This window comes from Limimaricola variabilis (assembly GCF_034371605.1).
Lineage (GTDB): Bacteria > Pseudomonadota > Alphaproteobacteria > Rhodobacterales > Rhodobacteraceae > Limimaricola > Limimaricola variabilis.
Window position 1 is genome coordinate 82,587 of sequence record NZ_CP139694.1, and the last position, 24,170, is coordinate 106,756.

Genomic DNA, 24,170 nt, shown 5'->3' on the forward strand with positions numbered 1-24,170 from the left:
ACCAACCAGCAGCCATACGCGAGCCTAGACGCGGCATGGTGCTACTCGCAACGCTTGGTGGCGTGCTGATGCTCGCCTCCATGGCGCTGGCGCTCGAAGCGCGCGGCGCGGCGACCCGGAAGGTGCTGGCCGGGCTGGAGCGGTCCCACCGGGAGGCGGTGGACGCGGCCTCGGCGCGCGAGCTGCTGCGAGGGGTGCTGGCCGAGGCGCGGCGCGGCGCCGTCCCGCACCCGGAGCTGTCGCGGCTCGATGGCACCCCGTTCGAACTCGCGCTGGACGGGAGGCTGTGGGAGGCGCGCGTGAACGACGTCGATGGGCTGGTCGATCTCTATCTCGCGCCGCCGGAGGTGCTGGCGCTGCTGCCGGCGGATGCGGGCGAGATCCTGCGCCGCCGACAGGCGCTGCTGGCCGAACTGCCCCCGGGAGCCCGGTTGTCGAGCGAGACGCAGTTGCTGGCGCGGCTCGGTTTCGACGCGGCAGAGCGGGACCGCCTCGGGCCGTTGGTCACCCAGCTGGCCCGCACCGGGCAGGTCAATCCCGACCTCGCCCCTGCCGCCATCCGTGCCGCAGCGGCGGCGCTGCCGGGGGCCGATCTGGCCGCGGGCCGGACCGCCGAGATCTCGCTGCGCCGCCTGCCGACCCCGCCGCCTCAGTAGAGGCCGTTGATCTCGAGCGGCAGCCGCCGCACCGCGCGCTGCCGCAACGCCGGGACCGCGCCGGTCGGTTGGGTGTCCGCCGCCTCCGCCGCCTGCAGGCGCGAGAGGCTGCGCGTGGCTGCGGCGCGCACGTCGGTCGGGTCGAACAGCACGGTCGGCCGCATGAACACGAACAGCGTCCGGCGGGTGCGTTCGGCGCTGCGCGAACGGAACAGCTCACCCACCACGGGGATGTCGGCGAGGCCCGGCACCTCCTGCTCGGTGGACTGACGATCATCCGAGATGAGCCCGCCCAGCACCACGGTGCCGCCGCTCATCGCCTGGACCGTGGTTTCGATCACGCGGCGGTTGGTGACCAGATCGGCGGCGCCCTGCACCGACGCGTTGACCAGCGACGATACCTCCTGCGAGATCTCGAGCCGCACCACCCCGTCCGAGGTCACGCGCGGCAGCACCTGCATGGTGATGCCGACATCTCGCCGCTCGATCGTGGTGAAGGGGGTGAGCGAGTTGCCGTCGGTGACGAAGCTGCCGGTCCGGAACGGCACGTTCTGGCCCACCACGATCGTCGCGGGCTTGTTGTCCATGGTGGTAACGCTCGGCGTGGAAAGCAGGTTGGCCGAGCTCGACTGCGATAGCGCCTGCACCAGCAGACCGAAATCGTCGCGGCCGACCCCGACGCTGAGCCCGGTCGACAGCGCGCCGGCCCCGCTCTGCCCCAGCGCTAGCAGCACAGACTGCAGCGAGCTGCCGGAATTGCCGAAATTGGTCGCGACCAGCCGCCCGTCCGGCACGCCGCGCCCGAGGCCGAGCTGCGCGCCGAGCCGGTCGGCCATGTCGCCGGACACCTCGACGATCGCCGCCTCGATCATCACCTGCGCGCCGCGCACGTCGAGCGCGTGCACCAGCCTCGAGACCTCGGCGAGCTGTCGGGGCGTGCCGCGCGCGATCACCGCATTGGTGGCCGTGGAGGCCTGCACCGAGACCTGCGATGCGGGCGTGGTCGGCACGGCCAGGGCGACCCCGTCGGCGTCGACCAACTCGAGCTGCGCCGCCAGGTCGGTGCCGCCCTGGAGCGTCGCGCGGATGATCTCGGCCACAGCCTCCGCATCGGCGAATTTGAGGTTGTGGATGGCGGTGTCGAGCGTCTCGGCAGGGGCGCTGGGTGCCGTCGGCCGCGCCACATCCATGTCGCGGGCGAGGGCGCGGATCTGGTCGATATCCGACTGGACGCCCCGAACCAGCAGCACGTTCGAGCTCGGATCGACCGAGATCCGCGCGCCGGTGCCCGCCTCGCCCAGCACCTCGCCGATCGCAGCCCCGACCGAGGCCGCGTCGGCGTGACGGAACCGGATCACCTCGGCCACCACGTCGTTGCGGGCGTCGAAGCCGCGCGCGAAGGCGATGATCCGGTCCACGTTCTCCTGGGTGTCGGTGATGACGATCGCGTTCGGATCGTCAACCGCCTCCATGTAGCCGGCCGGGTCCACCAGCGGCCGCAGCACCCGCACCGCCTCGGCCGAGGGCAGCCGTTCGAGCGGCAGGACGCGCGTGACGAAGTCCTGGCTGCTGCCGGTGGCACCGGCCCCGCGTGACCGGGCTTCCGCTTCGGGGATCACCTCCCAGACGACGCCGCTCTGCACCGCCACGAAGCCGCGCACCCGAAGCACCGACTGGAACAGGGTCCAGACCCCGTCGCGGTCGAGCGGCTCGGAGGAGACCACGGTCACGGCGCTGTCGAGCGTCGGATCGACCACCAGCGTGCGGTTGGTGATGCGCGACACCTGTTCGGCCAGAACCGAGATGTCCGCATCGCGGAGGTTGATCACGAAGGTCTCGCCGGTGTCGGCGACCTGGGCCCGACCGTGAGATGGCTCTAATGCGAGCGCCGCGATCAGAAGGGGGACGAGAAGACACAGCCGCTTCAGCGCATCGCGGAGATCCGCCCTGCCGAGTGTCCTGCGCCGTTGACCGCGATGCCGTCCGATCCGTTTCACGACGCTCCCACTCTTCGTCGCCCCAGCCTGTCCCTGCGCAGTCACCCTAGGTCATCGCGCCCCTACGGCAGAAGCCGCGCCGCGTGCCCCGGCGCGCAAGGTCAAGTTGTGATGCAGTCGCGACACGCTGCGACCCCTGACGATCGGCCTGCAGGGCGGGGCAGGAGGATCGGGGTTGGGGGCCGCACCCATCTGCGGCAATCTCCGCGAAACGGCACCGCGCCGGGCTCATCGCGAAGGAGAGGCAGACGATGCCGAGGGAAGCTCAGCCATACCCTGCACTCAGAGCGCGTGCCACGACGGCGCCGACACGGCGCCGGATCCTTGGCGGCCTGGCGGGGCTGGCCGTCTCGGGTCTCGCAGGATGCGGCGTCAGCGGTTCGGGCGGCGGACAGGGCGTGCCGCCCGGCACGCGCGGCCGCGCGGCGCTGCTGCTGCCGCTGACGGGGGATGCGGCCCGGCTCGGCCAGTCGATGCGCCAGGCCGCGAGCCTCGGCGGCACCGGGGTCGGCCTCACCGCCGAGCTGGAGATCCTCGACAGCGGCGGCAGCGAGGACAGCGCGGTCCGCGCCGCTCGGGCGGCGGTGGAGGCGGGCGCGCAGATGCTGATCGGGCCGCTCTTCAGCGCGCAGGCGGCGGCGGTCGCGGCAGCGGTGCCCAAGGATGTGCCGGTCGTGGCGTTGTCGAACGATGAGGCGCTGGCCGACACCGGGGCCTTCGTGTTCGGTGTCACGCCCCGGCATTCGGCGCAGGCGATCCTCGGCTACGCCGCCGCGCGCGGGCTGCGCGATGTCGCGGTCGTGGTCCCGCCCGGCGCCTTCGGAACCCGATCGGCCGAGGCGGCGCAGGCATTGGCCAAGCCCCTTGGGATCACCTTGCGCCCGACGCTCACGCGCGCGGAGGCCGGCGGTCTGCGGGCCGCGCTCGAGGCCGGTGGGGCGGGCCTGCCGAAGGCGGTGTACCTGCCGGCCGCGGACGCCACGCTGTTGCCCTTCGCGCAGGCGCTGGCCGGCAGCGGCGTCCAGATCCTCGGCTCCGTGCAATGGTCCGGTTTCGCGCCGGTCGACGCGCTGGAATTGCAGGGCAGCTGGTTCGCCGCCCCCGACCCGCTGCGCTTCGAGCCGTTTGCCCAGGCCTTCGCGCGCGAAGCGGGCGCCGATGCCGAGGCGGGGATCCTGGCGGGGCTGACCTTCGACGGCGCAGAAATGGCGCGGCTCCTTGGCCGGATCGGCGCCCAGAACCGCGAGGGGCTGCTGCGCGAGGCAGGTTTCAGCGGCGTGCTGGGACCCTACCGTTTCGTGAAGGAGGGGTTGTGCCAGCGCGGCCTGGCGGTGCTCGGGGTTGAGGGGTCTCAGCTTACGCTGCTCAGCGCCACGGTGGGGTGAGGATACTATAAATCTCGGCTGATCCTGTGGCGGCGACATATCAATCGACAGATAAATACATAATGTAGATTACGCGGTATAGCTAATGAAGCTGTGTGCGTCGCTCAGGCTCAGACCTCATTAATCGTCCCCTGGCGCGTTTATGCACCCTCCATGCCCGAGGAGTTGGAGGCTCGGCTTCCTTCGCCCGCCACATATTCAGCGTCCCCGGAAACCCAGTTCGGCACCGCATGCATGCACCGCCTCCCGGCCCTCGCAAGGGCCGAGAGTTGCCCACTAATAAGAGGCTCGATCGGAAAACGGCGTGGCAGGACCTGTTTCCCTGCAGCATCGCTTCTCCTGATGAATTCCCATGCGCGGGCTTCCCGACCGAAGCCTCAGGCTGACCTGACACTCTGCTCCTGAGCATCGAAGAAATGAAGCTGCGACGCGTCGAAGCCGAGACCGACCCGGTCGCCGGGGACGAGCGTCGTGCCGCCGATGACCCGCACGGTCACCTTGCCCAAGGTGCCGCCGCAATCGACGATCACGTTGGTGTCGGCGCCGAGATATTCGAGCAGGTCCACCGTGCCGTCGCAGGCCCCCTGCCCCTCGGGCAGCATCTCGATGTGCTCGGGCCGGATGCCGAGCGTCACCGCCTCCGTCGCGCCGGAAAACACACCACCGCGCCCGCCTTCGAGCTGCCATTCACCGCGCGCGGTGCGGCAGGGCAGCACGTTCATCTTGGGGCTGCCGATGAACTGCGCGACGAAGAGGTTGGCGGGATGCTCGTAGAGCTCCTTGGGCGTGCCGACCTGCGCAATCTGCCCCGCCGACAGCACGACGATCCGATCGGCCAGGGTCATCGCCTCGATCTGGTCATGGGTGACGTAGATCATCGTCGATTTCAGCGTCTGGTGCAGCTTGGCGATCTCGTAGCGCATCTCGACGCGCAGCGAGGCGTCGAGGTTCGACAGCGGCTCGTCGAAGAGGAACGCCGTCGGCTCGCGCACGATCGAGCGGCCGATGGCGACGCGCTGGCGCTGGCCGCCCGAGAGGTCGCGGGGCCGCCGGTCGAGATACTCCTCGAGCCGGAGCGCGCGCGCGGCCTCCGCCACCTGCCGCTCCCGCTCGGCCGGCTTCACGCCGGCGGCCTTGAGCGAGAAGCCCATGTTCTCGGCCACCGACATGTGAGGGTAGAGCGCGTAGGACTGGAACACCATGGCGAGGCCGCGCTTGGAGGGCGGCTCGGCGGTGGCGTCGCGATCGCCGACCATGATCTGCCCGCGCGAGGTGCCCTCGAGCCCGGCGATCATCCGCAGGAGCGTGGACTTGCCGCAGCCCGACGGCCCGACGAAGATGACGAACTCGCCCTCTTCGATGGCGAGGTCGACACCCTTGATGACCTGCACCTCGCCGAACCACTTCTCGACGCCCTTGAGCTCGATGGATGCCATCACGCACCTCCTTTCGTGTCGGCCGCCGATCCAGCCCAGGTGAGCCAGATCGCCGCCGTCCAGGTGAAGGCATCGCCGCCGCAGGGCGTGCCGTCGATCGGATCGAAATACTCGAAGAAGCCGTGCGCCTCGATCAGCTCCGCCGTCTCGCGGCGCAGCCGTTCGGCGGCCGCGTGGTGGCCGCGGTCCTTCAGCCCGATCGCCATCAGCGCGTTGACCACCGGCCAAGAGGGCCCGCGCCAGTAGCGGCGCGGGTCGAACTCGGCCGAGGCCGGATCGGCCGAGGGAAAGCCGAAGCGCACCGCATCCCACAGTTCGGTCATGCGGGCGTCCAGCTCGGGGCTTTCGACGCCCGCGAGATAGGCAAGGAAGGCGGCCGAGCCGATCCGCCCCGAAAAGCGCCCGGTCTTGAGGTCGCGCGCGTCGTATCCGCGCGTCTCCGCGTTCCAGATCGACGGCACGGCGGCGCGCAGATCGGCGGACCAGCCCTCGATCTCGCTCACGTCGTGGCCGAGCGCGCGGCCCATGGCGGCGAGGTCGTCATGCGCGCGCAGCAGGATGAAGGTGATGCCCGGATCGGCCATCAGGAACGGGCCGTTCTTCACGATCTCGGCCTGGTCCCAGCCACACTCGCGGCCGAACTGCACCATGGCGATGTAGCGGTCGTAATCCGCCTTCCCGGGACGCATGGACGGGTCGACATGGCCGGTATCGCGGCGGGTGTATTCGCCGACATTCGAGCCGTCGACATTGCTCATGCCGATGTCCCAGTCGGGGCAGTTGTCGCGCCCCGACTCCCACGGATGGGTGATCGCGACCACGCCCGAGCCGCAGCGGTAGTCGCGCCACCAACGGTGCCAGGCGAGCATTTTCGGGTAGAGCGCCGCGATGCGGTCGCGGCCCGCCTGCGCGTCCATGTCGAGGATCAGCCGGGCCATGGTCGCGGCCACGGGCGGCTGGCTGATGCCGGAGGTTTCGGGCGACTTGCCCGTGCCCCAGACGTCGGGACCGGGGAAGTAGCCCGGATCCGGCTTGTGGAAGATGATGTGCGGCACCATGCCGTCGTCCCACTGGGCCGAGAACAGCGTGTCGAGTTCGGTCCAGGCGCGGTCGAGGTCGAAGGTCGCGAAGCCCCAGGCGGCGAAGGCGCTGTCCCAGTTCCACTGGTAGGGATAGAGCCCGTCGGTCGGCACGGTGTAGCCGCCGCGGTCGTTGCCGCGCAGGATCGCGCGGGCCTGCTCATCGAGGGCGGGCGAAATGCGGGGGTTGGTCATGGAAGTCATCCTTTGACGGAGCCTGCGGTGAGGCCTTTGGTCATGAAGCGTTCGAGCCCGAGGAACAGCGCCATGATCGGCACGGTCGCGATCACGGAGCCCGCCATCAGGTGCTGGCGCGGGATCTCGGAGGAGTTGAGGGCGGCGATGCCGCGGGTGAGCGTGAATTTCGACGGGTCGTCGAGCAGCATGAAGGCCAGCAGGAACTCGTTCCACGCGATCATGAAGACGTAGAGCGACACGCTCGCCAGCGCCGGCATCGACAGCGGCAGGGTGATCTGCCAGATCACCTTGAGCCGCGACAGCCCGTCCATGAGGCCGGCCTCCTCGATCTCGGCCGGAAGCCCGCGGAAGTAGCCCTGCAGCATGTAGAGCGCGACCGGGATCGTGGTGACCGGGTAGATCAGGACGATGCCGAAGATCGAGTTGCGCAGGCCCAGCATCGAGAAGGCGATGTAGATCGGCAGCGCCAGCACGATCATCGGCACCATGTAGATCAGCAGGATCGAGCGCGAGATCATCGCCCGTCCCGCGAAGCGCAGCCGCGCCACCGCATAGGCGCCGGGAATGGCGAAGATCAGCGTGATGATCACGGTGAGCACCGAGACCAGGAACGAGGTCCACAGGTAGCTGCCGAAGTTGAACTGGCCGAACAGTTCGGAGTAGCTGCGAAACAGCTCCCAGCCCTTCGAAAGATCGATCGAGAAGTCGAGCGGGTTCTGGATCAGCTCGGACTGGTTCTTCAGCGAGGTCATCACCATCACGTAGAAGGGGATGGCTACGATCGCGGTGAAGAAGATGTAGCCGAAGCCGGTCAGGAAACGGATGACCGAGGCCTCGAATTCGTGCCGGGTGAGCGCACCGGGGCGGCAGCCCTGCATCATCGCCGCGATCGGCCAGCCGATGGCGGCACCGGCGACGCCGCCCGCCAGCAGCGCGGTCCAGAGCGCGACGTCCGGCCCGGTGACCACCGCCGCCACCGGCGTGACGGCGAGGATGGCGCCGAGGGCGAGGCCCACCGGCCCGGCCAGCCGCGGCATCGCCACGGCGAGGGTGCCGAGACCGGCCCCCAGAAGTCCCGCGCCGATGCCGCCGGGACGGTAGGCGCCGCCCGTGGCAAAGGAAAAGACGACGGCCGTTGTGGTGGCGATGACCAGTGCCCAGAGAAGGCCCAGGAGCGGCCCCGCGACATATCCGTAACGGAACATGCTCATAGCCCCTCCTCCTGGCTGATGAAGCGGAAGAACAGGAAGCTGAACACCAGCAGGCAGCCGAAGATGACCACGGCCACGGCCGCGCCCGCCCCGATGTTGGAGACGGCGAATGCCTGTTCGTAGACGTTGACGGTGAGGGTCCGGGTGCCGGCATTGCCGCCGGTGAGCAGGAAGATGTCGTCGAACTTGTTGAAGGTCCAGATGAAGCGCAGCAGGAACAGCACCGACAGGATGCCCAGAAGCTGCGGCATCGACAGGTACCAGAACTGCTGGAACGGGCTGGCCCCGTCCATGTCGGCGGCCTCGTACATGTCGGTGTCGATCGACTGCATCCGGGCGAGGATGAACAGGAAGGACAGCGGGAAGTAGCGCCAGACCTCGAACAGGATCACCATGATCAGCGCCAAGGGCCGCTGGCCGAAGAAGTTGATCGCCTCGGTCGTCACCCCCATCTGGATCAGCAGCGCGTTGGCCGAGCCCGAGAACGGGTCGAACAGGATGATCCAGGTGAAGGCCACCGCGATCACCGGCGCGACATAGGGAAAGAGGTAGAGGCCGCGCAGCACCCCTTGCCCCCGGAACGACTTGTCGAGGAGCAGCGCCGCGAAGAGGCCGAAGAGCAGCGCGCCGATGGTGCCGAAGACGGTGTAGACCAGCGTCACCCACAGCACGCCCCAGAACTCGGAGCCGTCGAAGACGCGGGCGAAGTTCTCGAAGGTGAAATTGCCGGAGGTCAGCACGTTGGGGGCCTGGCCGGTGAGGCCCGGCGGGCTGTCGGGCAGCTCCATCCCGGCATCGGCAAATCCCTGGCCAATGGTGACCGGGATCTCGATGGTTTCGCGGTGCCCGCCCTCGAAATCGCCGAGTTCGCAGGTCAGGGCCAGCCCGTCGAGCGCGCAGCGCGGGTCGAGTTCGCCGAACTCCAGCCCTTCGGGCAGGGTGTCGGTGAGGACCACGCCGGTGATCACCTGGTCCTGGCTCGAATTGCGTAGCCGGTAGCGCAGCGTGGCGTCGTCGCCCACCGCTTCGGGGCGGCCGCGCAGATCCTCGCTGACCACCGGGGTGGGCGGGCGCAGATCGGCGAGGCCCACGGGCTTCACGCTGATCCAGAAGATCGCCAGCAGCGGCAGCACGACCACGAGGGTCACGGCGGTGACGGTGGGCAGCAGGAGCCCCCAGGCGAGACGTGCCTCGCGGCGCTCGAGCGGGTTACGGCCCTTTGGGGGGCGCGCGGCGGGCCGGCTCGTCTCGGCGCTCTGGCCGAGCGGCACTGGCCCACTTCGTGGGGTCTGGGCGGTCATGGTCCGGTCCTCGCGGATGGCGGATGGGAAATGGGGATTTGCGGGCGGCCCCGCGCGGGGAGGAACGCGCAGGGCCGCCCGGCCGCGATCACTGGATCGCGGCCAGCTCGTCGTTCATCGCCTCGATGGCGGCCGGGGCGTCGATCTGGCCATCGATGTACTGGCGCACCACGCGGTTGATGGCCTGCGAGTTGATCATCTTGGAAGCCAGCGCCAGCTGCCCCTCCTCGACGCCCCAGCGCTTGGCCACGTCGAGCCCGCCGACGATCTCGTCGATCATCTCCTGGTCGTAGAGCTCGGACATCGGCTTCTTGCGATCGACGCCCATCGGAAGGGCGGCCCAGGATTCCGAGAACTCCTCCGGGTTCTCGGCGGTGCCGCGCCGCACCGGGAATTTGCCCTCGGGCGCGATTGACAGCGTCTTGGTGTAACCCTCGTTCATCGAGAACTCGACGAACTCCATCGCCGCGTCGGTCGAGGCGTCGTTGGTGATGCCGAAGTAGCGGATGTCGGCCCAGGCCGCGCCCTCGGAATTCGAGGGGCCGGAGAAGTTGGTGACGATGCCGGTCTTCGAGGCCAGCTCGGGCGAGGTCGGATCGTCGTTGATGGTCGGCGGGTTGCTGTCGCGCAGGCCGGCAAGCTCGTCGAGTATGAAGGGTGACCAGATGATCATCGCCGCATCGCCCGAGAAGTAGAGCGAGCGCGACTGGTCCCAGTAAAGCTCGCCCGGCGGCGAGGCTTCGGCGATGGCCTTGTAGAACTCCAGCACCTCGGTGGTCTTCTGCTCATCGAGCGGCTGGAAGCCGTCGGGGCCGACCGGCGAGACGCCGTTGGCGAGGAAGACATGCTCGAGCACCTGGCTCATGAAGTTCTCGTCGACCTTGGTGGCGGCGACGAAGCCGTACATCTCGGGCGGGTTGTGCAGCGCCTCGATCGCGGTGCGGACCGCGTCGAAGGAGGTCGGCGCTTCGAGCCCGGCTTCCTCGAACAGGTCCTTGCGGTAGATGATCATCTGGGTCCAGCCATCGACCGGCACGCTGGCATAGCCGCCGCCTTCGAGCGCCGCCATCTCGAGCGCGCCGGGCGCGAAGGTGTCCTCGCCGAGGTTCTCGATCACGTCGGTCGCGGCATCGATGTCGAGGATGCCGGCCTCGGCCCAGGGCAACGCGTATTGCAGCGTGTGATAGATCACGTCCGGCAAGTCGCCCGCCGCATAGGCCGCGGTGGCGCGGGTGCCCAGATCGCTCTCGGTGACCGGGATCACTTCGACCGAATGGCCCGAAGCCGCCTCGAACTCGGCCGCCAGCTCCTGCTGCGCGGCAAGCCGCTCGGGCTGCTCCTCGGTGGTCCAGAAGCGCAGGTTCTCGGCCTGTGCGGCCCCGGCGCTCAGCGCGATCAGCGCCGCACCTGCCATCAGGCGGGTCTTGTGGGTCATGATGTCTCCTCCCTTGGTGAAAATCATGTGGTTTCGGTGGCGAGGCGCTTCGACAGCGCCTCGGAACTCAGCCGCGGCGGACCGGCCGATCCGCGATCCGCGAAAGCGGCGCGGGCGGTCTCGCGCAGGGTTTCGGGGGCGGCGCCGCGGATGCGGTCGATCAGCAGTTCCGCGAGCCGGTGCCCCGCCGCGCGGGTGTCGACCGTGAAGGAAGACAGCGGCGGTTGCACATGCGCGCCGTCCGGCACGCCGTCATAGCTGATCACCGAGACGTCGCGGCCAACCGCGAGCCCCCGTTCGGCGCAGGCCCGGTAGAGGCCGAGAGCCGCGTGATCGACCGCGAACACCACCGCCGTGGGCGGCTGCGGCAGCGCCAGAAGCGCGCGCGTTTCCCGCGCGCCGTCATCGGTGTTGAGCGCGCCGCCGCGGATCAGCTCCGGATCCTCCGGCAGGCCGGCCGCGTCGAGGCCGTCGCGGTAGCCCTGAAGGCGCAGGCGGCTGTAGTTGTAGGCCGTGCCGCCATTGACGAAGGCGATCCGCCGGTGGCCGAGACCGGCGAGATGCAGCACCGCGTCGCGCATCGCCGCCTCGCCGAGGATGTCGAACCAGGCGCAGCCCTCGGGATCGGCGGTGCGGCCGAACATCACGAATGGCACGCCCCGTGCGCGCAGCAGCGCCACGCGGGCGTCATGCGACAGGGTGCGCGGCAGGATGAAGCCGTCGGCCTTCCGGTCCTCGACCAGCTGCTCCATGGTGCGGACCGCGTCGGCTTCGCTGTCGGCCGTGGCCACGGTGAGGGTCCAGCCCTCGGCGCTGGCGGCCACGGAGATGCCTGCGAGGAAATCCGCGAGAAACGGGCGCTGCGCGTCGTGATCGCCGATCTGCACCACCAGCCCGAGCGCCCGCACCCGGCCGGTCCGGATCGCCTGCGCGTGGCTGAGCGGGCGGTAGCCCATGGTTTCGGCGCCCCGGCGCACCCTGAGACGGGTCCGCTCTGAAATGTCGGGATAGCCGTTCAGCGCACGGCTCACGGTGCTCTTGCTGAGCCCCAGAGCCGCCGAGAGCGCGGTGATCGTCACCCGCCCCGGCTGCGCCTCGCCCTCCCCACGATCATGGATTGCCTTGGTCACTTCGAATCTCCCTTGATTCGAAGCTCGGTTCCGAAACCGGTTTCGGCAATTGGTATTTCGTTAAAGCAGGGAAATTTCGACGCTGCAGCGCCGCATGGAAAGACCGGCAGTCGTGAACCGCCGGTCCTTGTGCTATCTTTGAGGCTCCGTTCCTCAGCCTTGAGGAAGGATGAGCAAGGCCCTGAAATCATTGACATTGGTCAGGGTCGGCCCGGTCACGACCTGCGCGTTCACGCGGGCAAAGAAGCCATGCGCGTCGTTGTCCGTGAGCGCGGCTTCCGCCGCCTCCCGTCCTGCCTTGGCCAGGGTATCCGGCCCGACGCAGGCCCCGGCGACTTCGTCCGCGCCGTCGACCCCATCCGTGTCGCAGGCCAGAACATGGATCCGCGGATCGCCCTCCAGCGCGATCGCCGCGGCCAGCGCGAACTCGGCATTCGGGCCGCCCCGCCCCTTGCCGCGGCGGGTCACCGTGCATTCGCCGCCCGACAGGAGCAGAACCGGCGCGCTGTCCGGCGTCATCGTATCTTCGATTTCGCGCGCCATGCGTACCTGTTCCCGCGCGAGGTCGCGCGCTTCCCCTTCAAGCGCGTCGCCCAACAGTCGTACCTCGCAGCCCGCCTGACGCGCCAAAGCCGCCGCCGCCTCGAGCGATTGCGACGGTGCGGCAACGATCCGGGTCTCGGAGCGGGCCAGCCGGGGGTCGCCGGGCCGCACCGGGTCGGTTCCGGCCGCCAGCGCCGCGCGCGCCGAATCCGGGACGGCGATGTTCCAGCGCTCGATGATGTGGAGCGCCTGCTCGGGCTTGCTGGTGTCGGCCACGGTGGGCCCGGAGGCGATCTCCGAGGGATCGTCGCCGGGGACGTCCGAAATCACCAGCGTCATGAGCCGCGCCGGAGCGCAGGCTGCGCCGAGCCGTCCGCCCTTCACGCGGCTCAGCTGCTTGCGCACCACGTTCATCGCCGAGATCGGCGCACCCGATGACAGCAGCGCCTCGTTCACCGCCTGCTTGTCCTGCAGCGTCATTCCCTCGGGCGGCGCGCAAAGCAGGGCAGAGCCACCGCCCGAGATCAGCGCCAGCACATGATCCTCCGGTCCCAGACCCGCCAGCATGTCGAGGAGCCGCGCCGTCGCTTCGAGCCCGGCCCGGTCCGGCACCGGATGCGCCGCCTCGACGATCTCGATGCCCTTGCAGGGCCGCGCATAGCCATAGCGCGTCAGGACCAGCCCCTCGCAGGGGCCATAAACCGCCTCCACCGCCTCGGCCATGCGGGCGCTGGCCTTGCCCGCCCCGATCACCAGCAGCCGCCCTTCAGGTCGCGGTGGCAGGTGATCGGCCATCACCTCCATCGGATCGGCCCGCGCGACGGCAGCGCCGAACAGCGCTTCGAGAAAGCCGCGCGGAACGCTGGCGGGCTGCGGAACGGATGTCATGCGGTGTCCTCCTCGCCGACGGGATCGATTGCGACGCCGTTTCGGCAGACAGACGTTGCGCGGCCGAGGTATAACGTTGTATCACGCGACTGGAAAGCACTAGCTGCGCGGGCGGAACACGGAACATGGCGCACAGACCCAAGCTCAGCACGGTCGCCGCCGCGGCCGGCGTCTCGACCGCGACGGTCAGCCAAGTGCTGCGCGGCACGGGACGGATATCGCCGCAGACGCGGGACAAGGTGCTCGCGGCGGTAGAGGAAATGAACTACCTCCCCGACGGTCGCGCCGCCGCGCTGCGCTCCGGCGAGAACCGCGAGATCGGGCTGGTGCTGCACCACCTCGCCAACCCGTTCAACGCCGAGGTCGTCAGCGGCGTGAGCGACCGGCTGGAGCGGGCCGACCACCTCGTCTCGGTGCTCGATTCCCGCGACGATGCGGAGCGGGAGGGCCGCAACCTGCGCGCCCTGATCGCCAGTATGCGCGGCGGTCTGATCTGGGTCCCGGCCAGCGGCACCGACGCCGCCACTCTCGACCTCCTCGTGGCGCAGCGCCTGCCGGTGGTCACCTTCCTGCACCGGGTCGCGGAGCGCTTCGACCATGTCGGGCTGCGCAACGCGGCGGCGCTCGGTCGCGCCGTCGACCACCTGGTCGAGCTTGGCCATCGCCGCATCGCCTATCTCGGCGGCACCTCGCCGCGCGCCCCGCGCGCCGAGCGGATCGCGGGCTATGCCGCGGCCCTCGCGGCGCATGGCCTCGGCGCGCCGCTGGTGCTTGCTTGCGAGGACAGCAAGGCCGGCGGCCTCGCCGCCATGCTTGAGCTGCGCGATGCGCATCCGGAGGTGACGGCGATCGTGTGCAATGGCGACATGGTCGCGCTCGGCGCCTGCCTCGGACTGCACCGGCGCGGCGAAACGCCGGGGCGGGAGGTTTCGGTGATCGGCTTCGACGACGTCGCCGACGCGGCGCTGGCCACCCCGGCGCTCACCACCCTTTCGATCGCGCCTTACGAGCTCGGTCAGCATCTGGCCGAGCGGCTTCTCGCGCGGCTGGCCGACCCCGCCGCCGCCCCTGTTCATCAGGACCTCGATGCCTCGTTGGTCCTGCGCGCCACCACCGCGCCGCCCCTGCCCCGATGACCTTTCCGGAGACGCCGTCATGACACTCGCCCCCCGCTGGACCGACCGGCCCGACCACCGCCAATGGCTTGCCCGCGAGGCGGACGACCTGCTGCGCCTGTTCGAGACCGAGAGCATCGACCCCGAGGGCGGCTTCTTTCCGCTCGACGCGCAAGGCCGCGCCATCCGCGAGGAAAGCCTGCGCGAGATCCACGTCACCACGCGCATGGTGCATTGCTATGCCCTCGCCGCGCAGATGGGCCGCCCCGGGGCGATGACGATCGTCGATCACGGCTTGCGTTTCCTGCGCGAACGGCACCGCCAGCCAAATGGTGGATATGCCTGGGGCGTCACCTCTCGGGACGTGCCGGATCCGCGCCTGACGGGGTATGGCCACGCCTTCGTCCTGCTCGCCGCCGCCAGCGCGAAGAAGGCCGGGCACCCGGATGCGCAGGGGCTGCTGGATGACGTGACCGGGGTGATCCGGGACAGGTTCTGGGAGGAGGATGCCGGCGCGATCCGCGAGGGCTTCGACGCCGAGTGGCGCGAGATCGAGCCCTATCGCGGCCAGAACTGCAACATGCACCTGACCGAGGCACTGATGGCCGCCTTCGAGGCCACCGGCGACGCGGAGCATCTGCGCATGGCCGATCGGATCGCCGAGCTGATCGTCAACCGCCGCGCGCGCGAGAACGGTTGGCGGCTGGCCGAGCACTTCCACGCCGATTGGAGCGTCGATCACGGCTATGACGGCGATCCGATGTTCCGCCCCGCCGGGCTGACGCCGGGCCATTCGCTCGAATGGGCGCGGCTCCTGGTCCAACTCTACGAAACCGGTGACCGCAGGCTCGACTGGGCGCCCGAGGCGGCCCGCGCCCTGTTCGATCGCGCGGTGACGGATGGCTGGGACCGGGAAAAGGGCGGGCTCTACTACACGCTGGGCTGGGACGACCGCCCCGCCATTTCCGAGCGCTACTGGTGGCCGGTCTGCGAGGGCATCGGCGCGGCCCATGCGCTCTCCGAACTCGACGGCGATCCCGTCTACGAGGAGTGGTACCGCCGTTTCTGGGACTTCGCCGCGTTGCACCTGATCGACCGCGAACATGGCGGCTGGCACCCGCAGATCGACGCCGATGGTCGGCCGTCCTCGGACCCGTTCTTCGGGAAGCCGGATCTCTACCACGCGCTGCAGGCCTGCATCATCCCGCTGCATCCGCTGACCGGCAGCCCATTCGCGCAGCCGCCCAAACCGGCCGGATAGGGTCAGGCAGGCGGCGCCGTTTCGTCGCACGGGTCCCCCGCTTCGATGCGCGGGGCCGTGCGATGCCGAAGCCTCAGGCCCGCATATATGCCCAGCCTTCGTGCTGCCGCGTCGCGATGTGAAGTACGGCGGCGGGAACGATGCGCGCCGATTGCGGAGCGGTGAGATCCTGCGCGGCCAGCGTGTTGCCGCAAAGCAGGAGCGGCGGCTCCAGCTCGCCGGATTCGAGCGCGGCGGGCACGGCACCGGCATTGGCCACGATCTCGACCTCGGCGGTGGGATCGGCGCGCAGCAGGTTGCGGGCGTTGGATCGGGCCCGCGCGAGCGCGGCCGGGGTGGGGGCGTGGATCAGTAGTCGCAGGACCATGTCACAGGGCCTCCTGGATGTCGGTGACGAGCGGCACGAAGCCCGGATCTTCGCGGCGATCCTGCAGCGGCAGCGCGACGCTGCGGTCGAGAGCGATGCGGGCAGGCTGGCCGGAAAGGACGATGACGCGCTCGCTGAGCAGCGCCGCCTCGGCGATGTCATGCGTCACGAACAGGATCGCAGCACCGGAGGCCGACCAGATCCGCAGCAATTCGTCCTGCAGCGCGCCGCGCGTCAGCGCGTCCACGGCCGAGAAGGGCTCGTCCATCAGCAGCACGTCGGGGCGCACCACCAAGGCCCGCGCGATGCCGCCGCGCTGCACCTGCCCGCCGGAAAGTTGGTGCGGGTAGCGATCGGCCAGATGCTCCATCCGGGTCAGTTGCAGCACCTCGTCGACCCGCTCGCGGCGTTCCTTCGCGGTGAGCGAGAGCCCTTCGAGCCCGTATTCGACGTTGCGCCGGAGCGTCCGCCACGGCAGCAGCCGGCCATCCTGAAACACGATGGCGCGCCGGCGCTGGCCAGGCCGCTCGGGGCTGGTGAGATCGATGGCCCCGGCATCGGGGGGCAGCAGCCCGGCGATGGCGCGCAGCAGCGTCGACTTGCCGACGCCAGAGCCGCCGACAAGCGAGACGAAGCCGCCCTTCTCGATGTCGAGATCGAAGCTTTCGAGCGTCGGTCTCTCGGCGCCGGGGAAACGCAGGGTGAGCCCGCGGGCGGTCAGGACGGGCGCCATGCGAGCAGCCTCCCCTCGATCAGCGAAAACAGCGCGTCGGAGAGCGTGTAGACCACCGAGATCGCCAGCATGTAGACCACCACCGCCTCGTAGGCGCCGACACCGGCGGCGGCGTTCATTTCCTGGCCCATGCCGGGCACGCCCAGAAGCTCGGCCGCGATCAGCGTCATCCAGGCCTGGCCGACGCCGGTGCGCAGCCCCGACAGGATGCCCGGCGAGGCGGCGGGCAGGGTCACCGAGCGGTGCCGCTTGAAATAGGCGCCCTGGCCGAAGGCGCGGGCCAGCTCGTGGTAGCGCGGATCGACGTTGCGCACGGCGGCATAGGTGGCGAAGTAGTTCACCCAGAACACGCCGATCGAGATCACGAAGGCCGCGCCCGCATGGCTCACCTTGAACCAGGCGATGGCAAAGACCACCCAGGCCAGCGGCGGGATCGGCCGCAGGATCCGCGCCAGCCAGGCATGCGCGGCGTCGAGTCTCGGCATGGTGGCGGTGGCGAGGCCGACAGCCACGCCCAGCACCGACCCGAGGGTCAGCCCCCAGACATAGTGGATCAGCGAGGAGCCGATCGCGGGCATCAGCCGCCCGGAGGCGATCTCGTCCCGGATCGCGGCCGGCACGAGGAATGGGTCGGGCATGGTGCCGGGCGAGGTCCAGCCGAAGCTGCCCGCCGCCTTCCACAGCGCGATGAAGGCGACGAGACCGGCGGCGCCATACACGGCCCGCCGCATCCCGCGCGGCGCGGCGGTGCTCATCGTGCGGCTGCGCGCTCGAAGACGTCGAGGTCGAACAGCGCGTCGAGATCGACCGGCTGCGCCAGCGTGCCGAGCTCGATCTGGAAGTCGTGCATCGCGCGGGTGCCCTCGACGATGCGGTTCGGATCAGCGACGAACTGGTCCGAGGAGCGGGTGATCGCGGCCTCGACCACGGCCGGGTCGAGACGGCCGCCGCCGACATGCTTGGCCACCATCGGCGCGGTCGCCGCCGGATCGTTGGCGAGCTGCTCGGTCGCGGCGATATGGGCGGCGACGAGGGCCTCGACCGCCTCGGGCGACTGCTCGAGAAGCCCCTCGCGCACCGCAAGCACCGCGCCCGGCTGGTCGGGGAACATCTCCGCCCCGGCCGCCACCACCACCGCGCCCTCGACGCGGGCCAGCGTCGTCGAGACGACCGGCTCGAGGATCGCGGCGCCATCCACGGCGCCGGTCAGCAGCGCCTGCTGCACCTGCGCCGTGCCCTGATGGATGATCTCGATCAGGTCGGGATCGATCCCGGCCTCTTCGCGCAGCCAGTACTGCAGCACGGTCTCGGGTACCGAGCCGGTCGGGAAGGTCGAGATCACCGGCTTGCGGCCTTCCCGCGCGGCGAAGGCTTCGAAGGCCGCCGCGGCGTCGTTGCCCTCGAAATCCATCGCCAGCGGCGGCAGGGCGACGAGCGAGATCTGCTCGACGATGTTGGAGGCGACGACCTTGATGTCGGCACCGCGGCCGCGCGCCACCATGGCGGGACCGATGCCGAGATAGGCGACGTCGAGCTGACCGGCGAGCAGCGCCTGCACCATGGCCGGGCCGTTCTGGAACTCGACCAGTTCGGTGGAGAGCCCGGCCTCGTCGAGAGCGCCGTTCTCCAGCGCCACGAAGAGCTGCGACACCGGCAGGATCGGCATGTAGCCGATCTCGATCTCGGTGTCCTGCGCCAGCACGGGGGCTGCTGCCAGGCTGGCGGCGAAAAGGGTGGTGATTGCGGTCTTCATCTCGGGGCCTCGCGCTGGTGTGGCAGTGACTTAGCCCGGCCAAGCGACCGGCGGGAGGAGGGGCCCGAGAAAAGGGAAGGCCGTCTTCGCGCGCCTTGCCGGAAAGACCATGTGTTCCGCACCGCGCCCAGGAATGAGAAGGCAATTCCCGTCCGAGATGCGGAAGTGCGCGCGGCACTGCCCCTCGCCCGCGGCCCGATCGGCCACGCATTGAATTTGCCGGAATCGCGCCACGCCGAACCGGTCGGGGATAGGCTGCGCGTCGCGGCTGTTCCGACACCGGGCTGCCATGAAATGCCGGTCTTTCGGGGCGAGGGCCATCTCGGCGCGGCAGTCGAAGGACGCGGGATGCCGTTGCATCGCCGCGCCCTCCGACCTGCGCCGGTTCTCGGTCAGTCGTCTTGCAGGAAGAACCGGATCATGGCCTTCGACGCGTCGGGCCCCTGCGGGTCGGTATAGGTGCCGGCAGAGCTTCCGCCGGACCAGGCATGGCCCCCGCCGGACACGATCCAGCTCTCGGCCCGGACCCTGCCCTCCGCGTCCTTGTGGAGCCTGCGGCGATAGGGGCGCGCAGACGCGTCTTCGACTGGCGCGGCGTCCTCGCCCTGCGATCCGAGGATCCGCTGCGCGTTGGAGATGTCGACCGTGCGGTCGGAATCGCCGTGGATGACGATCAGTCGCGGCCCCGTGGCGGCGGCGGCGCGGCCCGCCGAGCCCTGCCCCCGCATCGCGGAAAATGCCGACACCATGTCCTGCGCGGCACCCGCCGGCAGTCCGGAATGCACCCCGATCGCCCCGAAGAGGTCGGGATGCGTCTCGGCCAGGATCGCCGCCATCGCACCACCCGCCGACAGCCCGGCCACGAAGCAGCGCTTCGGCCCGAGGCCGAATTCGGCGCGCAGCGCCTCCGTCAGCCCGGCCAGGATCGCGGGCTCCCCCTGCGCGGCCCGCTGATGCCCTGCCTCGAACCAGTTCCAGCACGCCATCATGTTGTACTCGCGGGTCTGCTCGGGCCAGGCGACCGCGAAGCCGGCCGCCTCGGCGGCGGCGTTCATGCCCGTCCCCCGCGCGAAATCCTCCGGCGTCTGGGTGCAGCCATGCAGCATCACCACGAGGCCCTGCACCTGTGCGGCGCCACAGGAGGGAATGTAGAGCCGGTAGTTGCGTGTACCTTGGGCGCAGCTATGGCTGCGCGACAGGAACTGCGCCCCTTCGGGCATCTCCGGCACCGCCGTGGAGCCGGGCGAGGCGCCTCCGCCATTCGGCAGGCCCTGCCCCGGCAATCCAGCGAAGGCACCCGTAGGCAATCCGGACCGCGCGCCGCCAAGCGGGCCGCAATCGGCACAGCCGGACATCTGCGCTTTCAACCGCGCGAACAGCGAGTTGGCCGGGGAGGTTTCGCCCTTGCCGCCTTCGCTCGCGTCCTCGTCACCGACGATCTCCGCATCCTCGACCTGCGGATCGCGCCGCCATTTCGCGGCACGCGGCAGGCGGGGCTGTGCTGCAGTCGCCGGCTCCGGTCGCTCGGACCCTGCGGTCCCGTTCAGCGCGGCCTGTATCTCGCGGGTGGCGCCCATCGGATCCTGCGCGCGCACGGCCGCCAACGCCCGCTTCATCGCGGCGCTCATGTCGAAACTCATCTGCTCGTCCTTTCACGGCCCCCTGCGGGGCATCACGTCATCCTGTCCGCCAGAGCGGTCTTGAGAGCAGGGCTCGCCTGAAGCGCGCCCAGAACGGTCAGCGAGGCGATGGTCTGCCGCGCCAGATCGGGATCGATGTCGGGGGCGAAGCGGGCCAGCCCGACGACACGGATATGGAGCATCTCGCCGCGGTCACGCAGTGCTTCGAGATCGGCACGCAGGAAGTCGTAGAGACCCATCTCCAGCTGGTGCCGGGCCACGGAGCGGTCGATTTCGTTGGACTGCGCCGCCAGCTGCGTGCGGATCGCGGTCCGGATGAAGTCGGTCCGATTGGTGAAGAAGCCCTCCTGCACCAGAAGATCGATCCGACCCAGATCCACCGGGCCGAGGTTTATGGTGATCTTCTCGGTCTCGGCGGTCTTGTCCCTCTTGGCCATTCCAACTTCCCTGCGCCATCCACATGGATGGTATATGGAGGGATTAATGCAATTGGCAACCACTGCGTGTCGGCTGTGACGTCACGACTATGCGAGCGGTATTCGCATGAGAGAGGCACCCATCCGGGCAGGATTGGCGTGCATGGTTTTAAGGCGGGAGCCGGGCTCCAGCGGCTCATGTCGCTCTAGATCGAACTCCGGTATTCCTCCGCTGAAATCGCGTGACCTGGCCGGGGAGTTTAAACGGCGCGCCAAACGGCCCGCCCCGCAATCCTTGCGGGACGATGCCATCCGCCGAGAAGGGGGATATATCGCGGGCGGAGAGGCCGCCTTTCAGGCTGCGCTGCTCCACCTCGTCAGGTCGTGCGAACCGGAGCCGCCGCTTCCATCGCGCCACCGAGGAAGGCAGCGAGGTTGTCGGTGAGGTCGTCCGAGAGATAACCGCCCTCTTGGACCATCGCGAAGGGCAGGCCCGCCTCGGCAATCATCCGACCCGCGACGCGGAAGCCCTCGGTCGTCACCGCCAGCCCGCGCAGCGGGTCGTTCTCGTGCGCGTCGAGGCCGAGCGAGAGCACCATCGCGCCGGGGGCGAATTCGGCGATCCGGTCGAGCCCGCGGCGGATGGCCTCGTGCCACGGCGCATCGCCGCTGTCGCGCGCAAGGACGATGTTGAGGTTGAAACCCTCGCCTTCCCCCTGCCCCGTCTCATGGGCATGGCCGTTGAAGAACGGGTAGTAATCCATCGGGTCGGCGTGGATCGAAACCGTCAGCACGTCGGCGCGGTCGTAGAAGATCGCCTGCGTGCCATTGCCGTGATGCACGTCGATGTCGAGGATGGCGACCCGGTCGTGCTTTCGGCGCAGATAGGCGGCGGCGATGGCCGCGTTGTTCAGGAGACAATGCCCCGAAGCGCTGTCGGCATCCGAATGATGCCCCGGGGGACGGCACAGCGCATAGGCCATGGGTTCGCCGTCCAGCACCGCCTGCGCGGCGGCGACGGCGCAATCGGCCGCGCGGCGCGTGGCGATCCAGCTGTGTTCGCCTATCGGCGCGGAGGGGTCGGCGAGGTGCCAGCCCGCGCGCCCCAGGATATGGCGCGGATAGCTGGCGCGGTGCTTTTGCGGATGGGTGTTGGGCACAACCTCGGGCCCGGCATTCGGCAGTTCCTGCCATTCCGTCCAGGCGGTTTCGAGAAAGGCCACGAACTCCGGCGTGTGCACCGCCGTCAGATCGCTCGCCGCGCAGGCAGGCGGCGCCTGCGTCGCAAGCCCCAGCCGGTCGAGACCGGCGAGCAGGAGCCGCCCGCGCTCCGCCCGTTCGGCATTGCGCGCGACACGCCCATGGGTGAGGCGGAACTCCGGGTCGTGATCCATGGTCTCGGGGGCGTGGAAGCATTTCATGCGGGCCGGTCCTCCTGTCGCGCGGCGGGCTCGGGCGTCGAATGACGCCGTGCCGCCACGCTTGCAGATCATTGGGCGAAAATCCAACCCGTCCGGTGCCAATGTAGAGCCGGGTCGCCGGACCGGGACAACCCGGTCATGGCGTCAGCCCATGCACGGGATGGTCGAGCGCGGTCATGACGCCGCGAAGTTCGGCCAGCCCCTTCAGCCGTCCGATCGCCGGGTAGCCGGGCTGGGTGCGGCGCTTCAGGTCGTCGAGGATGTCCTGCCCGTGATCGGGCCGGAACGGGATGGAGACGTCGGCGCGGCCCTCGGCCCGGCGCCGCGCTTCCTCGCGCAGCACCGCCGCGATGAACGCCACCATGTCGGTGTCGCCGCCCAGATGCTCGGCCTCGTGGAACGAGCAAGGGGTGCCTTCGCTTTCGCGGGTCACGTTGCGCATGTGCAGGAAATGCACCCGGTCGCCGAGCCGCGCCATCATGCCGGGAATGTCGTTGTCGGCCCGCGCGCCGAGCGAGCCGGAGCACAGCGTGATGCCATTGGCGCGCAGATCCACCGCCTCCATTAAGGCGCGGTAATCGGCCTCGGTCGACATCACGCGCGGCAGGCCCAAGAGCGGAAACGGCGGATCGTCGGGGTGGCAGCAGAGCCTGAGCCCCAGCCGCTCGGCCACGGGCGCGACTTCCGACAGGAAATCGATGAGGTGGCCGCGCAGCCTGTCGGCCGACATGTCGGCATAATCGGCCAGATGGCCCCGCACATCCTCGAGCGTGAAATGCTCCGCCGCGCCCGGCAATCCGAACACGACATTGGTCGTGAGCGCCCGCCGCGCCGCGTCGTCCATCCGCGCGAAACGCTCCGCCGCGATCTCGGCCACGCCGTCGGGAAAGCTCTCAGCCGCGCCGGGCCGCTTCAGGATATGGATGTCGAAGGCCGCGAAGTCGTGCAGGTCGAAGCGCATCGCCGTGCCGCCATGGGCGACGCGGTAGGCCAGATCGGTGCGGGTCCAGTCCAGCACCGGCATGAAGTTGTAGCAGATCACCTCGAGCCCGGCGGCGGCGAGGTTCCCCATGCTCTGCTTGTAGGCCGCGAGATGCGCGCGCCAGTCGCCGGTCTGCTTCTTGATATCCTCGGATACCGATAGGCTCTCGACCACCTCCCAGGCGAGGCCGGAGGGGCTGCCATCGGCGCGCGTCGCGATCTCGCGTTGCCGCTGCGCGATTTGCTTCGGCGTCCAGATATCACCGGTGGGCACGTGGTGCAGCGCCGAGACGACGCCTTCGACCCCTGCCTGCATCATGTCGTCGATGCCGACCCCGTCCTTCGGTCCGAACCAGCGCCAGGTTTGCCGCATGATGCTCTGCTCCTCGGTATGCGACGGACCGTAGTCTGCAGTCTGGAAGTTTACAAGTATGGTAGTATGCATTAGCTGTGAGGCATAACAAAAGAGAGCCTATGACAGAAACCCAGCCCCACCGTTTTGCCCTCGACGCCATGATGCCGGTCGGCCTCCAACTCATCACGAGCCTGCGTGAGCGCATAGTCGTCGGTGAACTGGCGCCGGGAACGCGGCTCTCCGAGCAGGACATCGCCACCGCCTACGGGCTGTCGCGCCAGCCGGTGCGCGAGGCGTTCATCCGGCTCGCCGGGGAAAAGCTCGTCGAGGTCCGGCCCCAGCGCGGCACCTTCGTGCGCAAGATCGACCTGGCGGAGGTCGAGACCTCGCGCTTCATTCGCGAGGCGATCGAAGCCGATATCGCACGACTGGCGGCGGAGCGCGCCGATGCAGAGGCCGTGGCCGAGTTGAAGCGCCAGATGGCGCGGCAGACAGAGATCGCATCGCATGCCGGCAGCAGCTTCGTCGAACTCGACGAGCTGTTCCACGCCACCCTCGCGCGGATCGCCGACCGGGCCGACGCCTGGAGCTATCTCCAGCCGATCAAGATGCACATGGACCGGGTGCGGCATCTCACGGCGGCGGAGTTTCCGGTCGACCGGCTGGTCAGCCAGCACTGCGCCATCGTCGATGCGATCGCTGCGCATGACCCCGATTCCGCCGAGACGGCGCTGCGGGCCCATCTCCGCGGGGTGCTTGAGGACCTCCCGAAGATCGCGCAGGCCCATCCCGACTTCTTTATCGCGGAGATGCCCAGGTCTGGTCGGTCATGAGGTGTCCGAGCCCGCGCCGATCTCCCTTGCCCTGAA

The 24,170-nt window shown here is 69.4% G+C and carries 21 protein-coding genes; 5 read left to right on the forward strand and 16 right to left on the reverse strand.

What is annotated here, in order from left to right:
- Window positions 1-35 precede the first annotated feature (35 nt).
- On the forward strand, window positions 36-656 hold the full coding sequence (locus T8T21_RS18855) for a hypothetical protein (RefSeq protein ID WP_322338153.1): 621 nt from the start codon (window positions 36-38) through the stop codon (window positions 654-656).
- Here T8T21_RS18855 and gspD read toward each other — a convergent pair.
- Window positions 650-2,485, reverse strand: coding sequence for a type II secretion system secretin GspD (gene gspD, locus T8T21_RS18860; protein ID WP_322338154.1), 1,836 nt, complete (start codon window positions 2,483-2,485; stop codon window positions 650-652). The genes T8T21_RS18855 and gspD overlap by 7 nt on opposite strands.
- A gap of 419 nt (window positions 2,486-2,904) precedes the next feature.
- Here gspD and T8T21_RS18865 point away from each other — a divergent pair, with 419 nt between their 5' ends.
- Entirely contained in the window at window positions 2,905-4,038 is a 1,134-nt protein-coding gene (locus T8T21_RS18865) for a penicillin-binding protein activator (RefSeq protein ID WP_322338155.1), read from the forward strand.
- Window positions 4,039-4,415: 377 nt separating this feature from the next.
- On the opposite strand, the gene T8T21_RS18870 is transcribed toward T8T21_RS18865, so the two are convergent.
- The 7 genes from T8T21_RS18870 to T8T21_RS18900 form a co-directional block, all read right to left on the reverse strand.
- Window positions 4,416-5,474 (reverse strand): ABC transporter ATP-binding protein, encoded by a 1,059-nt coding sequence (locus T8T21_RS18870; RefSeq protein ID WP_322338156.1) that lies wholly within the window; start codon window positions 5,472-5,474, stop codon window positions 4,416-4,418.
- Window positions 5,474-6,748 (reverse strand): MGH1-like glycoside hydrolase domain-containing protein, encoded by a 1,275-nt coding sequence (locus tag T8T21_RS18875; protein ID WP_322338157.1) that lies wholly within the window; start codon window positions 6,746-6,748, stop codon window positions 5,474-5,476. Before T8T21_RS18875 ends, T8T21_RS18870 begins: the two co-directional genes overlap by 1 nt.
- A gap of 5 nt (window positions 6,749-6,753) precedes the next feature.
- Window positions 6,754-7,962 (reverse strand): carbohydrate ABC transporter permease, encoded by a 1,209-nt coding sequence (locus T8T21_RS18880; RefSeq protein WP_322338158.1) that lies wholly within the window; start codon window positions 7,960-7,962, stop codon window positions 6,754-6,756.
- Window positions 7,959-9,263: a sugar ABC transporter permease gene (locus tag T8T21_RS18885; RefSeq protein ID WP_322338159.1), complete on the reverse strand. Its 1,305-nt coding sequence runs from the start codon at window positions 9,261-9,263 to the stop codon at window positions 7,959-7,961. The genes T8T21_RS18880 and T8T21_RS18885 overlap by 4 nt, the downstream gene beginning before the upstream one ends.
- Before the next feature lie 88 nt (window positions 9,264-9,351).
- A complete protein-coding gene (locus T8T21_RS18890; RefSeq protein ID WP_322338160.1) occupies window positions 9,352-10,698 on the reverse strand; it encodes an ABC transporter substrate-binding protein in 1,347 nt (448 codons plus the stop codon).
- A gap of 23 nt (window positions 10,699-10,721) precedes the next feature.
- Window positions 10,722-11,828: a LacI family DNA-binding transcriptional regulator gene (locus T8T21_RS18895; protein ID WP_322338161.1), complete on the reverse strand. Its 1,107-nt coding sequence runs from the start codon at window positions 11,826-11,828 to the stop codon at window positions 10,722-10,724.
- 153 nt (window positions 11,829-11,981) lie between these two features.
- Complete coding sequence (locus T8T21_RS18900; RefSeq protein ID WP_322338162.1) at window positions 11,982-13,259, reverse strand: glycerate kinase type-2 family protein; 1,278 nt, start codon at window positions 13,257-13,259, stop codon at window positions 11,982-11,984.
- Window positions 13,260-13,384: 125 nt separating this feature from the next.
- Between T8T21_RS18900 and T8T21_RS18905 the strand changes: the two genes are divergently transcribed.
- A complete protein-coding gene (locus T8T21_RS18905) occupies window positions 13,385-14,395 on the forward strand; it encodes a LacI family DNA-binding transcriptional regulator (RefSeq protein ID WP_322338163.1) in 1,011 nt (336 codons plus the stop codon).
- 19 nt (window positions 14,396-14,414) lie between these two features.
- Window positions 14,415-15,635: an AGE family epimerase/isomerase gene (locus T8T21_RS18910; protein ID WP_322338164.1), complete on the forward strand. Its 1,221-nt coding sequence runs from the start codon at window positions 14,415-14,417 to the stop codon at window positions 15,633-15,635.
- 73 nt (window positions 15,636-15,708) lie between these two features.
- Here T8T21_RS18910 and T8T21_RS18915 read toward each other — a convergent pair whose 3' ends face one another.
- The 8 genes from T8T21_RS18915 to uxuA form a co-directional block, all read right to left on the reverse strand.
- Window positions 15,709-16,002, reverse strand: a complete 294-nt coding sequence (locus T8T21_RS18915) for a DsrE family protein (RefSeq protein ID WP_322338165.1) — start codon at window positions 16,000-16,002, stop codon at window positions 15,709-15,711.
- 1 nt (window position 16,003) lies between these two features.
- Window positions 16,004-16,735, reverse strand: a complete 732-nt coding sequence (locus T8T21_RS18920; protein WP_322338166.1) for an ABC transporter ATP-binding protein — start codon at window positions 16,733-16,735, stop codon at window positions 16,004-16,006.
- Entirely contained in the window at window positions 16,720-17,490 is a 771-nt protein-coding gene (locus tag T8T21_RS18925; RefSeq protein ID WP_322338167.1) for an ABC transporter permease, read from the reverse strand. The genes T8T21_RS18920 and T8T21_RS18925 overlap by 16 nt, the downstream gene beginning before the upstream one ends.
- Window positions 17,487-18,488: an ABC transporter substrate-binding protein gene (locus T8T21_RS18930; protein ID WP_322338168.1), complete on the reverse strand. Its 1,002-nt coding sequence runs from the start codon at window positions 18,486-18,488 to the stop codon at window positions 17,487-17,489. The genes T8T21_RS18925 and T8T21_RS18930 overlap by 4 nt, the downstream gene beginning before the upstream one ends.
- A 392-nt stretch (window positions 18,489-18,880) precedes the next feature.
- The gene (locus T8T21_RS18935; RefSeq protein ID WP_322338169.1) at window positions 18,881-20,128 is read right to left on the reverse strand and encodes an extracellular catalytic domain type 1 short-chain-length polyhydroxyalkanoate depolymerase; all 1,248 of its coding nucleotides are present in this window, start codon (window positions 20,126-20,128) and stop codon (window positions 18,881-18,883) included.
- A gap of 32 nt (window positions 20,129-20,160) precedes the next feature.
- Window positions 20,161-20,565: a CopG family transcriptional regulator gene (locus T8T21_RS18940; RefSeq protein ID WP_322338170.1), complete on the reverse strand. Its 405-nt coding sequence runs from the start codon at window positions 20,563-20,565 to the stop codon at window positions 20,161-20,163.
- Window positions 20,566-20,921: 356 nt separating this feature from the next.
- A complete protein-coding gene (locus T8T21_RS18945; protein ID WP_322338171.1) occupies window positions 20,922-21,965 on the reverse strand; it encodes a histone deacetylase family protein in 1,044 nt (347 codons plus the stop codon).
- Between the two features lie 136 nt (window positions 21,966-22,101).
- On the reverse strand, window positions 22,102-23,319 hold the full coding sequence (uxuA, locus tag T8T21_RS18950; RefSeq protein ID WP_322338172.1) for a mannonate dehydratase: 1,218 nt from the start codon (window positions 23,317-23,319) through the stop codon (window positions 22,102-22,104).
- A gap of 101 nt (window positions 23,320-23,420) precedes the next feature.
- On the opposite strand from uxuA, the gene T8T21_RS18955 reads away from it, so the two are divergent.
- Entirely contained in the window at window positions 23,421-24,134 is a 714-nt protein-coding gene (locus T8T21_RS18955) for a GntR family transcriptional regulator (RefSeq protein WP_322338173.1), read from the forward strand.
- Window positions 24,135-24,170: the final 36 nt, after the last annotated feature.